At 54.8% G+C, this 12628-nt stretch carries 12 protein-coding genes; 4 read left to right on the forward strand and 8 right to left on the reverse strand.

All coding sequences use genetic code 11. The features are described from left to right. Nucleotides 1–49 precede the first annotated feature (49 nt). The 4 genes from rpoH to ftsY form a co-directional block, all read right to left on the reverse strand. Nucleotides 50–904 carry an RNA polymerase sigma factor RpoH gene (gene rpoH / locus KXR87_RS20910; protein WP_437434138.1) on the reverse strand — a complete coding sequence of 285 codons (855 nt, stop codon included), beginning with the start codon at nt 902–904 and terminating at the stop codon, nt 50–52. Nucleotides 905–1171: 267 nt separating this feature from the next. Next, nucleotides 1172–2230 (reverse strand): permease-like cell division protein FtsX, encoded by a 1059-nt coding sequence (gene ftsX / locus KXR87_RS20915; protein WP_437434139.1) that lies wholly within the window; start codon nt 2228–2230, stop codon nt 1172–1174. Further along, nucleotides 2223–2891, reverse strand: a complete 669-nt coding sequence (ftsE, locus tag KXR87_RS20920) for a cell division ATP-binding protein FtsE (protein ID WP_437434140.1) — start codon at nt 2889–2891, stop codon at nt 2223–2225. The genes ftsX and ftsE overlap by 8 nt, the downstream gene beginning before the upstream one ends. 2 nt (nt 2892–2893) lie before the next feature. After that, on the reverse strand, nt 2894–4366 hold the full coding sequence (gene ftsY / locus KXR87_RS20925; RefSeq protein WP_437434141.1) for a signal recognition particle-docking protein FtsY: 1473 nt from the start codon (nt 4364–4366) through the stop codon (nt 2894–2896). A gap of 188 nt (nt 4367–4554) precedes the next feature. Here ftsY and rsmD point away from each other — a divergent pair, with 188 nt between their 5' ends. From rsmD to zntA, 4 genes are all read left to right on the forward strand, one after another. Continuing rightward, a complete protein-coding gene (gene rsmD / locus KXR87_RS20930) occupies nt 4555–5157 on the forward strand; it encodes a 16S rRNA (guanine(966)-N(2))-methyltransferase (protein WP_437434142.1) in 603 nt (200 codons plus the stop codon). After that, the gene (locus tag KXR87_RS20935) at nt 5147–5416 is read left to right on the forward strand and encodes a DUF1145 family protein (RefSeq protein WP_437434149.1); all 270 of its coding nucleotides are present in this window, start codon (nt 5147–5149) and stop codon (nt 5414–5416) included. Before rsmD ends, KXR87_RS20935 begins: the two co-directional genes overlap by 11 nt. Nucleotides 5417–5540: 124 nt before the next feature. After that, the gene (locus KXR87_RS20940) at nt 5541–6167 is read left to right on the forward strand and encodes a lysoplasmalogenase (protein ID WP_437434143.1); all 627 of its coding nucleotides are present in this window, start codon (nt 5541–5543) and stop codon (nt 6165–6167) included. Between the two features lie 75 nt (nt 6168–6242). Next, nucleotides 6243–8444, forward strand: a complete 2202-nt coding sequence (gene zntA / locus KXR87_RS20945; RefSeq protein ID WP_437434144.1) for a Zn(II)/Cd(II)/Pb(II) translocating P-type ATPase ZntA — start codon at nt 6243–6245, stop codon at nt 8442–8444. Between the two features lie 481 nt (nt 8445–8925). Here the strand turns inward: zntA and KXR87_RS20950 are convergent, their stop codons facing one another. The 4 genes from KXR87_RS20950 to tusA form a co-directional block, all read right to left on the reverse strand. Continuing rightward, the gene (locus KXR87_RS20950) at nt 8926–10212 is read right to left on the reverse strand and encodes a TRAP transporter large permease (protein WP_437434145.1); all 1287 of its coding nucleotides are present in this window, start codon (nt 10210–10212) and stop codon (nt 8926–8928) included. A gap of 10 nt (nt 10213–10222) precedes the next feature. After that, nucleotides 10223–10732, reverse strand: a complete 510-nt coding sequence (locus tag KXR87_RS20955) for a TRAP transporter small permease (protein ID WP_437434146.1) — start codon at nt 10730–10732, stop codon at nt 10223–10225. 23 nt (nt 10733–10755) lie between these two features. Continuing rightward, nucleotides 10756–11739 (reverse strand): TRAP transporter substrate-binding protein, encoded by a 984-nt coding sequence (locus tag KXR87_RS20960; RefSeq protein WP_437434147.1) that lies wholly within the window; start codon nt 11737–11739, stop codon nt 10756–10758. A 187-nt stretch (nt 11740–11926) separates the two neighbouring features. Next, nucleotides 11927–12172 (reverse strand): sulfurtransferase TusA, encoded by a 246-nt coding sequence (gene tusA, locus KXR87_RS20965; protein WP_437434148.1) that lies wholly within the window; start codon nt 12170–12172, stop codon nt 11927–11929. Nucleotides 12173–12628: the final 456 nt, after the last annotated feature.

A 12628-nucleotide genomic window follows, 5' to 3' on the forward strand; every position in this document is an offset into this window, starting at 1 on the left:
AAAAGCCGGGTCGCTTTCGCTTAACCCGGCTCCTTGATGCGCGCGTGATTTACGCTTCGATGGCCGCACGCAGTTTTTTCATGGCGTTCTTTTCAAGCTGACGCACACGCTCAGCGGAAACACCGTAACGGTCAGCCAGTTCCTGAAGCGTGGACTTATTGTCGTCGTCCAGCCAGCGGGCGCGGATAATATCCTGACTACGTTCGTCAAGACCTTCCATTGCATCCGTCAGTTTATTCGCGGCCTGCTCTTCCCAGTTATCGTCTTCAATGCCGTCAGCAAAGTTAGAAGATTTATCCTGCAGGTAAAGCACCGGCGCAACTGCATGGCTTTCGGAATCGTCGTCGGAGGACATATCAAATGCCATATCCTGCGCCGACATACGGGATTCCATCTCACGCACATCTTTGCTGCTGACGCCCAGCTCGCGGGCCACCATTTCTACTTCATCCTGATTAAACCAGCCCAGACGCTGCTTAGTTTTACGCAGGTTAAAGAACAGCTTACGCTGCGCCTTAGTGGTAGCAACTTTCACAATGCGCCAGTTACGCAGCACGTACTCATGAATTTCGGCTTTGATCCAGTGCACGGCGAAAGAGACCAGACGCACACCCACTTCCGGGTTGAAACGACGCACGGCTTTCATCAGGCCGATATTGCCTTCCTGAATCAGGTCGGCCTGCGGCAGGCCATAGCCCGAATAGTTACGAGCAACATGAACAACAAAGCGCAGGTGTGACAGGATCAGCGTCTTAGCTGCTTCCAGATCGCCCTGGTAATGCAGCTTTTCAGCCAGTGCCCTTTCTTCATCAGCCGTCAACATCGGCCATGCTTTAGCGGCCCGGACGTAAGACTCCAGGTTACCAACAGGGGCTAAAGCTAAAGATTGCATTTCTTTGGTCATTCAAATCCTCTCAATTTACATCCAACTGGCGGCGGTCTGTCCCCATCAGGCAACAAACATGCCAGCGTTAATGAGCAACGAGAATATCATCCACTCTTGTATCAGACAGTGATTTTATCCACAAGTTCCGGGTCGGGTTGTGAATAAATTAGGCACAAAATGTGACATAAGTATGAAAAGCCGGGGCAGGAAAAGGGAGATATGAGTTATACGCTTTCCCTGCTACGGGAATACTGCATTGCAGGGAAAGAGTATATCAGAGATTTTTTACTGTGGAGTAAAGTGACGTAAATGTTGCACAGTTGCAAGCCAGGCGGCCACCCATCCAATCATTGAACACACCAGTAAAAGGAGTAAACACTCGTCAAACGAGAGGCCGCTAAGCTCAAACTGCGTGCCAAACACCTTTGCCACTTCCGTCACGGCTGATGAGAGGCGCATCACCAGAATCTCAGAAAGAATGAGGGAGAGAAACGCGCCGCTGAAACCGAGAAGGGCTCCGCCATACAGGAAAGGTCGCAGAATAAAGCCGTCCGTTGCGCCAATCAGTTTCTGCACGTTAATGGTGTCACGACGGGAAAAGATGCTCAGGCGCACGCTGTTACCAATGACGAGGAAGACGGCCGCCACCATCAGCACACCGATCATCGCGGACACACGCCCCACCAGCCCCGTTAGCGAAGCCAGACGAGCAAACCAGCTGTCATCCATACGCACTTCATCAATGCCGTGCAGTTGCGAAATGCGATCGCGCAGGGTATTGAGTGAGTTAGTGCTCTGAAAGTCCAGTTTCGGGACCACAACGGCAACAGCGGGCAGCGGATTTTCTTCCAGCATATCCAGCGCGCCGCCAAAACCTGACCAGTTACGGAACTCCCCCAGCGCATCCTCACGGGAGAGGTAGTTGACCTTCTCCACCCCCTGCTCTGACTGTAACTGCCCGACAACCTGCGCCGCCGCATCATCGTCCAGCGACTTATCGAAGTAAACGGTGATTTGCGGAGAGGGATAATACTGAGATGCAGCCTCATTGACGTTTTTGTAAACCATGTAGCAGACGCTTGGCAGCGTCAGGGAGATGGCAATGACCATCACCGTCAGGAAGGTCGCAAATGGCTTACTTTTTAGATCCTGCAATGCCCCCTGGAAGGCGTAGCGTACCTGCTCGTTAAACACATTGGTTTTACGGGAGTTCGGTTTGGGTGGTGTTTTACCCCGGCGCGGGGCATTACGACCCGCCTCGCCCGGCCCGCCTGCCGATTTACGCAAGCGATCTAATTTGCTGCCAAACTGCCGGATTTGATTGATTGCGTCGCGCTTATTCACCCGCCAGGCCTCCATGCAAGTGGCCATCGCTCAGGGTCAGCATGCGGTACGAACGACGGGAGATAAGCCCCAGGTCGTGCGTTGCCATTAACACTGTTACCCCAACACGATTAAACTCCTCAAAAAGACGTAAAATCCCCTCGGAGAGGGCTTCGTCCAGGTTACCGGTTGGTTCATCTGCCAGTAGCACTGCAGGCTTGTTGACCACCGCACGGGCAATCCCCACGCGCTGCTGCTCACCCCCGGAAAGTTGAATCGGGAAATTTCTCGCTTTGTCGAGCAGGCCTACTTTATCAAGCGCCGCAGAAACACGGCGGCGGATATCGTCGCCGCTGGCACCCGCGATGATGAGCGGGATAGCCACATTGTCATACACCGTTCTGTCCATCAGGAGATGGTGATCCTGGAAAATCATGCCAATCTGCCGACGCAGAAATGGCACTTCGCGGTTTTTCAGGCGCGTAATATCATGCCCACTGAACAGGATTTTCCCGGCACTCGGCCGCTCGATGCCACAGATAAGCTTAAGCAGGGTACTTTTCCCCGCGCCGGAGTGGCCGGTCAGAAATGCCATCTCGCCCGGTTGCAGGTGAAACGTGACTCCCTGCAACGCTTGTCTCCCACCGAGATAGGCTTTGCTGACGTGTTCAAAGCGAATCATTGTTAATCCTCTCGGGCAAAAAGTGCCTCAATAAAATCGCCCGCATTAAACGGACGCAGGTCCTCAATTCGTTCGCCAACCCCGATGTAACGGATAGGAATACCAAACTGATCCGCCACCGAGAAGATGACGCCACCCTTAGCGGTTCCATCCAGCTTGGTCAGGGTGATTCCTGTCAGGCCAACGGCCTCATGGAACAGTTTGGCCTGGCTTACCGCATTCTGCCCGGTGCTGGCATCAATAGTCAGCATGACTTCATGCGGCGCATTTTCGTCGAGCTTTTTCATCACACGGACGATCTTTTTCAGCTCTTCCATCAGGTGCGCTTTATTTTGCAAACGCCCGGCGGTATCTGCAATCAGTACATCCACATGGCGCGCTTTCGCCGCCTGGATGGCATCGAAAATCACCGACGCGGAATCCGCGCCCGTATGCTGGGCAATAACCGGGATATTGTTACGCTGACCCCATACCTGCAGCTGCTCAACGGCAGCGGCACGGAAGGTGTCACCGGCTGCCAGCATCACCGATTTACCCTGCTGTTCGAACTGGCGCGCCAGTTTACCGATGGTGGTGGTTTTACCCACACCATTAACGCCAACCATCAGAATAACAAAGGGAGTTTTGCCTTCTACATTCAGCGGCTCATCCACTTTGGCAAGGATGTCACTCATCTCTTCTTTGAGCAAACCATAGAGTGCTTCCGCGTCGCGCAGCTGCTTACGTGAAGCGCCTTCTGTCAGATTGGTGATAATTTTACGGGTGGTTTCCACCCCAACGTCAGCAATTAACAGTTGTTCTTCGAGCTCTTCAAAAAGATCATCATCGATTTTTTTACCACGGAACAGACTGATAAATCCGGAACCGAGGTTTTCTTTAGTTTTGATCAGGCTGCGTTTAAGCCGCGCGAAAAACCCTTCTTTGGTGGGCTTCTCTTGCTCAACAACGGCCTCTTCCACCGGTTCGTCGACCGCCGCATCCGGCGCTTCTTGCACGGGTTCTTCAACCGGCACCACCACCAGTGCCTCTTCGGCGGCAGCGGCAGCGAGCGCCTGAGCTTCCAGCTCTTCTTCACCGATCAGCGCCTCTTCCTCTGGGCTCTCCTGCTCAGGCTGCCACTCGTCTTCAGCAATGTCTGGCTCTGACACCTCTTCGGGCAAGGGTAGCGCTTCGTGCTCTACTGCCGCAGTCTCTTCTGCCGCAGTCTCTACTGCCGCTGGCTGCGCAACATCTGCTGCCTCTGGCGCAACTTCCTGCTCAACCAGTTGCTCCGTGACCTCCACAATCTCTTGCGCGAAGGCCTCGCTCTCCTTTGCCGGTTCGGGGGTCTGCGTGTCGACGGGCGGCTCAGCGTCCTGCTCCTGAACCTCTTGCGCAACCTCTTCTTTTACTTCTTCTTTTACTTCTTCTTTTTCCTGTTCCTTTTGACCAAAGCCGAGCCAGGAGAAAAAGCCACGTTTCTTTTCATTTGCCATTTGCGACCATACTCCCGCGGTTAATTTATGGCACAAGCCCACATTGCCGTAGCCGGGGCTAAAAAAATGTAATTAGCTAAATAGTCTATCACTTTCCTGAACATGCTTCACCGCCTGCGGATTAAGGTTTCGCGCCGCGCGACACGCCGCTAGAATAGCAGGCCGAAATGATGAGCAAAGCGAAGACCATGAAGAAACCCACTCGGGCCACCACCGGCCAAATCCGCATCATTGGCGGACAATGGCGTGGACGAAAACTCCCTGTACCAGACAGTCCTGGCCTGCGCCCTACCACCGACCGCGTGCGTGAAACCCTGTTCAACTGGCTGGCACCCTCCATGGTTGATGCACATTGCCTTGACTGCTTTGCCGGCAGCGGCGCGCTGGGTTTAGAAGCGCTGTCCCGCTATGCCGCCAGCGCCACGCTGCTCGAAATGGAGCGTGGCGTCGCGCTGCAGCTGCAGCAAAACCTCACCACCCTGAAAGCGACCAACGGCAAGGTCTTCACCGGCAATACGCTGGCGTTTCTTGCCCAGCCGGGCACGCCGCATCACATCGTCTTCGTCGATCCGCCGTTTCGTAAAGGCCTGCTCGAAGAGACGCTTTCCCTTCTGGAAATTAACGGCTGGCTTGCGGATGACGCGCTAATCTATGTGGAAAGCGAAGTGGAGAATGGGCTGCCGCCGGTTCCGGAGAACTGGAGCCTGCATCGTGAAAAGGTCGCCGGTCAGGTTGCCTACCGCTTATATCTGCGTAAATCACAAGGAGTGAACGATGAACATAATGATTAACCTCGGGCGTCTGCTGATGCTGTTTGTCTGGGGATTTCTCCTGCTAAACCTCTTTTCTCCGTTCCCGAAGCCATTAAACATCTTCGTTAACGTCGCCCTGTTCTTCACCGTGTTTATGCACGCGCTACAGGCCACGATGATGAAAAAAACGTTGCCAAAAGAGGGCCCGCAGATGACCCGCTGGGAAGAGTTTCGTATCTTCCTGTTTGGCGTTTTTGAACTGCTCATCTGGCTAAAAAAGCTCAAGGCAAAAAGATAAACACGCTTTTTTAAGATTCCCCTGCCTTCCGTAACATTGTCATTCGCCCGCCGTGACCACTAAACTCAGAATAAGAGCCGTGGGCATGGTGCTCGCGATACAATAACGGATTCAGGGACTTATTATGCTTTGGTCATTTATTGCTGTCTGTTTCTCCGCCTGGCTGTATGTGGATGCCTCCTATCGTGGGCCCACATGGCAACGCTGGGTCTTTAAACCCGTCACACTGCTGTTACTTCTGCTGCTCGCCTGGCAGGCCCCGATGTTCGATGCCATCAGCTATCTGGTCCTGGCCGGGCTTTGTGCATCGCTGGTAGGTGACGCCCTGACGCTTCTTCCGCGCCAGCAACTTCTTTATGCTATTGGTGCATTTTTCCTCGCCCACCTGCTGTACACCATCTACTTCGCCAGCCAAATGACGCTGTCGTTCTTCTGGCCGCTGCCGCTGGTATTGCTGGTCATTGGCGCGGTGTTAATGGCCGTCATCTGGTCGCGCCTGGAAACGTTGCGTGCGCCAGTGTGCACCTTTATCGCCATGACGCTGGTCATGGTGTGGCTGGCCGGTGAGCTCTGGTTCTTCCGTCCTACCAGCCCGGCGCTCTCTGCCTTCGTCGGTGCCGCTCTGCTGCTTATCAGCAATGTGGTCTGGCTGGGTAGCCATTACCGTCGCCGTTTCCGGGCTGACAATGCTATCTCCGCCGCCTGCTATTTTGCTGGTCACTTTTTGATTGTGCGTTCGCTGTATATATAAAACGCTTGACTCTGGAGTCGACTCCAAAGTGTATCCTCCGGTTAATGAGAAAATTATCATTCACCGGAGGATGCCATGCCTGCCCCGATCCCAACGAAAACCCCTCAGTTTGCGAGCCTGAAGCTGCGTCCTGTCGCTTCGCCGCCCTCTGCGTGTGAATGCAGTGAAACCTGTGACGCCCCACCGATAACAACGGAGGCAGGCGAAGGCAAACGTTACAGCTGGCTTGTCTCAGGTATGGATTGTGGTGCCTGTGCACGTAAAGTAGAGAACGCCGTCCGGCAGATTGACGGCATCCTTCAGGTCCAGGTGGCCTTTGCCACGGAAAAACTCACCGTCACCGCCGGGGAGGATGTACGCGCGCAGGTCGAAAAGGCGGTAAGCGAGGCAGGGTACAGTCTTAAAGGTGAACATGCCCCCCATGAACCCGCTCCATCACGCCTGCGAGAGAATCTACCGCTTGTCCTGCTGATCCTGATGATGAGCGTAAGCTGGCTGCTGGAGCAGGTTAACCATCCCCTTGGTCAGGCAGCCTTTATCATCACCACCCTGGTGGGCTTGTTCCCGATTGCCCGCCAGGCATTACGCCTGATGCGCAGCGGCAGTTGGTTTGCCATTGAAACGCTGATGAGCGTGGCCGCCATTGGGGCGTTGTTTATCGGCGCTACCGCAGAAGCGGCGATGGTTCTGCTGCTGTTCCTCGTGGGGGAACGACTCGAAGGCTGGGCCGCCAGCCGTGCCCGTCGTGGCGTCAGCGCACTAATGGCGCTAAAACCTGACACCGCCATCCGCCTGGTGAACGGTAAGCGCGAAAGCGTCACCGCTCAGATGCTGCGTCCCGGCGATATGATTGAAGTCCCGGCCGGCGGGCGTTTACCGGCAGACGGTAAATTGCTCTCCCCCTTTGCAAGCTTTGATGAGAGCGCGCTAACCGGTGAATCCCTGCCTGTGGAACATGTCACCGGTGACAGCATTCCGGCGGGCGCCACCAGCGTTGACCGCCTGGTGACGCTTGAGGTGGTCTCCGGGCCTGGCGAAAGCGCCATCGACCGTATCCTGAAGCTGATTGAAGAGGCAGAAGAACGCCGTGCGCCCATCGAACGCTTTATCGACCGCTTCAGCCGGATTTACACCCCCGCTATCATGGTGGTGGCTCTGCTGGTGGCTGTCGTGCCGCCGTTGATGCTGGGTGACGCGTGGCTGGGGTGGATCTACAAAGGGCTGACGCTGCTGCTGATAGGCTGTCCATGCGCGTTGGTTATTTCGACTCCGGCGGCGATTACCTCTGGTCTTGCCGCCGCCAGCCGTCACGGGGCACTTATAAAAGGGGGGGCTGCGCTGGAGCAACTGGCATCCGTTAAGCAGATTGCCTTCGATAAAACCGGCACCCTGACCGTGGGCAGACCGAATGTCACCGGCATTTACCCGCTTGCGGGTAGCCGTGAAGACACACTGCTGATGCTGGCTGCGGCCGTTGAACAAGGTTCGACTCACCCTCTTGCGCAGGCCATTTTGCGTGAAGCTGAGGCGCGCCAGTTGGTTCTGCCGCAGGCTGAAAACCAGCGTGCGTTGGCAGGCAGAGGGATTGAAGCACAGGTTAACGGAGAGTCCATACGCCTGAGCGCACCGGATAAACTGGCTGATATTTTACTCGAAGAGAGTCTGCTCTCGACAATTCGTCATCAGGAAAACCAGGGCGAAACGGTGATTGTGGTGCTGCGAGAAGGGACGGTGATGGGGGCGATTGCCCTGCGCGACACCCTGCGCGAAGACGCGCGTGAAGCCATTGCTGCGCTGGGGGCGCTGGGAGTACAGGGGGTGATGCTGACCGGCGATAACCCGCGGGCGGCTGCAACGATTGCCGGTGAGCTGACGATGGATTTTCGCGCCGGTCTGCTGCCGGAAGATAAAGTTAACGCGGTCATTGCGTTGAATAAACAGGCACCGCTGGCAATGGTCGGCGACGGTATTAATGACGCGCCCGCCATGAAGGCAGCCACCATCGGCATTGCCATGGGCAGCGGGACGGACGTGGCCCTGGAAACGGCCGACGCTGCCCTGACCCATAACCGCCTCGTCGGTCTGGCGCAGATGATTACACTCGCCCGCGCCACACAGGCCAACATTCGCCAGAATATCGCCCTTGCGCTGGGGCTGAAAGCCATCTTCCTGGTGACCACGTTGCTCGGGATGACCGGATTATGGCTGGCGGTGCTGGCCGATACCGGTGCTACCGTGCTGGTTACAGCAAATGCCCTGCGGCTTCTGCGAAGGTAAAAGCAAAACGGCACCACCGGGTGCCGTTTTTAGTGTCTGCTCCCTCTCCCCGTGGGAGAGGGAGCCCCTGTAGTATTACGTTTTACAGCGATTTCATTGTTGAATGAGAATAAACAGTTACAGCGATGACAGGGTCCGGCTGAAAATCGACGAAGCGTATCCGTAAGGCCGGGGCGACGCGCAGGGATGCGCGGCGAGGGCGACTTTACAGGGACGTTACCTTCGCCCGTCCCCGATTAGCCTGAAGGAGAAGCTGCGTGGACCGCGCAGCGGCGATTTTCCTGGCCGGGAGCCCGGGTCGCCAGGGTGGTGGCGGTGAACCACCCTGGCACGTTCACGGGTTCTGGCGTGACAGAAAAGCAAGGAACATGAAGTGAACGGAATGACCATCAGAGCTGCATTTTCCCCCTCACCCTGACCCTCTCCCTCAAGGGAGAGGGGACCGACGTGGGGATTCCCTCCCCGCAGGAGAGGACATCCGTTACTGCATACCCAGCACCCCCGGTAGCCACAGGGAAATGGCCGGTACATACGTCACCAGCCCCAGCACAATCAACAGCATCGCATAAAACGGCAGCATCGCTTTCACCACCGTTTCAATCTTCTGCTTACTCACCGCACTGGCAACAAACAACACCGATCCGACGGGAGGCGTAATCAATCCGATCCCAAGGTTAACCATCATGATCATGCCAAAGTGAACCGGATCAATCCCCAGTGAGTTCGTCACCGGCAACAGCACGGGGGTCAGGATCAAAATGATCGGTGCCATATCCATCAGGGTGCCAATCAGTAACAGCATGATATTGAGATACATCAGAATGACGTATTTGTTATCTGACAAAGAGGTGAAAAATTCGGTGATACGTACCGGGAGCTGCATATAGGTCATGACCGCGCCAAAAGCGGCAGCAAACCCGATAAGTATCATCACGATGGTGACGGTCTTCACGGTACGACACATCAGCTTCGGCAGTTCACTCCACTTGTAATCCCGATAGATGAACATGGTAACGAAGAAAGCCCACAGGCAGGCAACAGCCGCAGATTCGGTAGCGGTAAATATCCCCGAGAGAATGCCCCCGAGAATAATGACTACCGTCATCAACCCCCATAACGCATCAATGAACGTTCTGATGGCCTGCTTAAAGGGAATGCGCTCCCCTTTCGGATAACCGCGCTTGTGAGCAAAGCCAAGACACAACAGCATCAGACACAGTCCCAGCAACAACCCCGGCAGCACGCCAGCGATAAACAGCGTGGCAATGGACACCGTGCCTCCTGCCGCCAGCGAATAGATAACGGAGTTATGGCTGGGCGGGATCAAAATCGCCTGCACCGACCCGCTGGCGGTGACGGCCGCCGCGTATTCGCGCGGGTAGCCCTTCTTTTCCATCTCCGGGATCATGACGCTGCCGATTGAGGCGGTATCGGCCACCGAGGAGCCGGAAATCGCGCCGAAAAAGGTCGATGCCACAATATTCACCAGCGACAACCCGCCACGGATGAATCCCACAAACAGGTAGGCGAAATTGACCAGCCTGCGTGCGATCCCGCCCTCTGCCATGATGGCTCCTGCAAGAATGAAGAACGGAATGGCCAGCAGCGTAAATTTATTCACCCCGCTGGTTATCTGAATCATCAACGCTTCAAGCGGAAGATCTATCCACAACGCGCCGGCAACGGCGCTTAACCCCACGGCAAAGGCTACCGGCATACCCAGCGCCAGCAGGATGGCGAGGGTGAATAACAAAACAAATGCGTCCATAGTTCACCCCTTAACCGTGATTGCCAATCAGCACGACCGGACGATGTTCCTGTGGCCCGAAGAACAACCGTTCGAGCACAAACAGGATCAGAATTGCCGACCCTACCGGCAACGGCAGATAACTTTCGCCAGAGGTAAGGATGGGAAATTCCGCAACCGGTTGCTCCCAGAGCTCAACACACAGCCAGTAGCTGTACCAGCACATGATCGCTGAGATCAGCAGCATCAGCAGATCGACAAGCCGTGCGCAAAGTGTCTTCAGCGTCTCCGGCAGGCGGTCCGTGAGCATGTTGACCGCAATATGGGAACCGGCGCGGTAACCTACCGCCGCGCCAATGAACGTAAAGGTCACCATGCAGATAATGGCAACAGGTTCCGGCCAGGACTCGCCACGATTGAGCACGTAGCGCGAAAAGATGCCAATGGGAATCACGATGGTCATTACCAGAAGCGCCAGGCCAGCTATCGTCATGGCGAGCAGGTACAGGCGATCCATCCACTTAGAGTAGAGTTCTGACATACATTCTCCGCAAAAAGTGGGGGTTATTTAACGTTAGCGATAGCGTTCATCAGATCCTGATGCTTGTCGCCATACTGGGCGCGCACCGGCTCTGTTGCTTTGATAAACACCGCTTTGTCGATGTCATGAAATTGCACGCCACCCGCTTTCATCTTTTCCAGTGCCTGCTGGTTATAAGCGTCCCAGAGTTTGCGCTGTTCGAACTGGGCTTCACGCGCGAGCGTCAGGATTTTTTTCTGATCATCCGCGCTGAGTTTGTCCCATTTCACTTTGGAGTAGAGCAACATTTCGGGGGTAATAAAGTGACCGCTGAGGGTATAGTTTTTGGCAATCGGCATATAGTTATGGGCAATAAACGTCGGTGGGTTATTTTCCGCACCATCAATAACGCCCGTTTGCATGCCGCTGTACACCTCGCTTACGCCCATTGCTACCGAGTTAGCACCCATCTGTTTTAACGTCGCCAGGGCCACGGGACTGCCCTGAACGCGGATTTTCATCCCCTGCAAATCTTCAGGCTTCACCACCGGTTTTTTCGTGATGAGGTTACGCGTGCCGGAGTCCATCCAGCCAAGGAAAACCAGCCGGGACTTAGGATTGGCGGTCAGCTTATCGCCGATCTGCTTACCGATATCGCCATCAATGATCTTGTGCATATGGTCTTCATCACGGAATACATAGGGTAGCGTGAAGACTTCGATATCCGGGAGAATGGCGGCCACCGGGGCCATAGAGACGCGAATCATATCAATAGCGCCCATTTGCGCCTGCTCAATCATCTGTTTTTCATCGCCCAGTACACCGCCGGGGAAGACTTTTATCTCCAGCTTACCGTCCGTTTGTTGTTTAAGTTTTTCTCCCATTTTTTGGACGGCAACAATATTGGGATAACCTTCCGGGTGCACATCGGCGGCTTTAATCGTCTGGGCGTTAACGTTGGCAACAAATAACAGTGACACGGAGGACAGGCACAACGCGGCCAGCAACGGCTTGATAGTCGTTTTCATCGGGTCTTCTCCAGGGTAGGAAGCGGTAAATGTTAAAACAATGTTTTATTTTTACGCTTAAAAACTAGTCTACCGCTGGAAAAGGGAGGGTGAAGCGCCTCACAAAAAGCGCCAAAAAATGAAACGGTGGTTTAGATTGGTGTCAGAGATCGCAAACTGGATAAAAACAGACACGCTTAAAGAGAATTTATTGCCCTTTACGCAGCAGATACCGGTACGGCAGTGAGGCCGTTTCAAGCGCCACCAACTCGTGTTCCATAAAACGACAAAATCCTGGAATATCGCGCGTCGTTGCCGGGTCGTCTGCAATCACCAGCAGGGTTTCACCCGGCTGCATGTTGCGAACGGTTTTGCGCACCATCATCACCGGCTCCGGGCAACGCAGGCCCAGTGCGTCCAGGGTGTGGTCGGCAGAAGTAAAAGCGTCGGTCATGGTTATCTCGCTTAATAAAAATCGGCCATAGTTTACGCTAATGCCGATTGGTTAAGGATCCTTTTTTAGTCCAGTGACTATGAAACACTCCGAAGCGCCCCGCTTACGGATTTTTTTATGCGCACTGGGGATCTTAAATGGCGCATCCTTTACTTTTTTCCCCTTAACTCTCACCCTTATACAAATTCCGAATTTCCCCCTTCCCATTGTGTTATCGCTTCGTCTCTTTCCTTCCATCTGCAATTATCCCTTTTTATATTAAGGACAATCAGGTCATGCCAGGCAGGAGAAACTTCGGTTTCCTCCAGCGGTAGCGTGACTGGTCACGGAGGAATGTATGTCTCAGGAAGGCCTTCGCTTTACCCTTGACGTGGAGGGGCTCCCCCCGCGTGCCATCGCCGTCGTCACCTTTTCCCTTCAGCAGCACCTCTCCACACCCTTCCGGCTTGACGCGGA

The organism is Yokenella regensburgei (assembly GCF_051486985.1).
Classification (GTDB): Bacteria; Pseudomonadota; Gammaproteobacteria; order Enterobacterales; family Enterobacteriaceae; genus CBFFRJ01.

Coding starts and splice junctions, on each gene's coding strand:
- rpoH (WP_437434138.1), bottom strand. CDS start 904: ATGACCAAAGAAATGCAATCTTTAGCTTTAGCCCCTGTTGGTAACCTG.
- ftsE (WP_437434140.1), bottom strand. CDS start 2,891: ATGATTCGCTTTGAACACGTCAGCAAAGCCTATCTCGGTGGGAGACAA.
- ftsY (WP_437434141.1), bottom strand. CDS start 4,366: ATGGCAAATGAAAAGAAACGTGGCTTTTTCTCCTGGCTCGGCTTTGGT.
- rsmD (WP_437434142.1), top strand. CDS start 4,555: ATGAAGAAACCCACTCGGGCCACCACCGGCCAAATCCGCATCATTGGC.
- KXR87_RS20940 (WP_437434143.1), top strand. CDS start 5,541: ATGCTTTGGTCATTTATTGCTGTCTGTTTCTCCGCCTGGCTGTATGTG.
- zntA (WP_437434144.1), top strand. CDS start 6,243: ATGCCTGCCCCGATCCCAACGAAAACCCCTCAGTTTGCGAGCCTGAAG.
- KXR87_RS20950 (WP_437434145.1), bottom strand. CDS start 10,212: ATGGACGCATTTGTTTTGTTATTCACCCTCGCCATCCTGCTGGCGCTG.
- KXR87_RS20955 (WP_437434146.1), bottom strand. CDS start 10,732: ATGTCAGAACTCTACTCTAAGTGGATGGATCGCCTGTACCTGCTCGCC.
- KXR87_RS20960 (WP_437434147.1), bottom strand. CDS start 11,739: ATGAAAACGACTATCAAGCCGTTGCTGGCCGCGTTGTGCCTGTCCTCC.
- tusA (WP_437434148.1), bottom strand. CDS start 12,172: ATGACCGACGCTTTTACTTCTGCCGACCACACCCTGGACGCACTGGGC.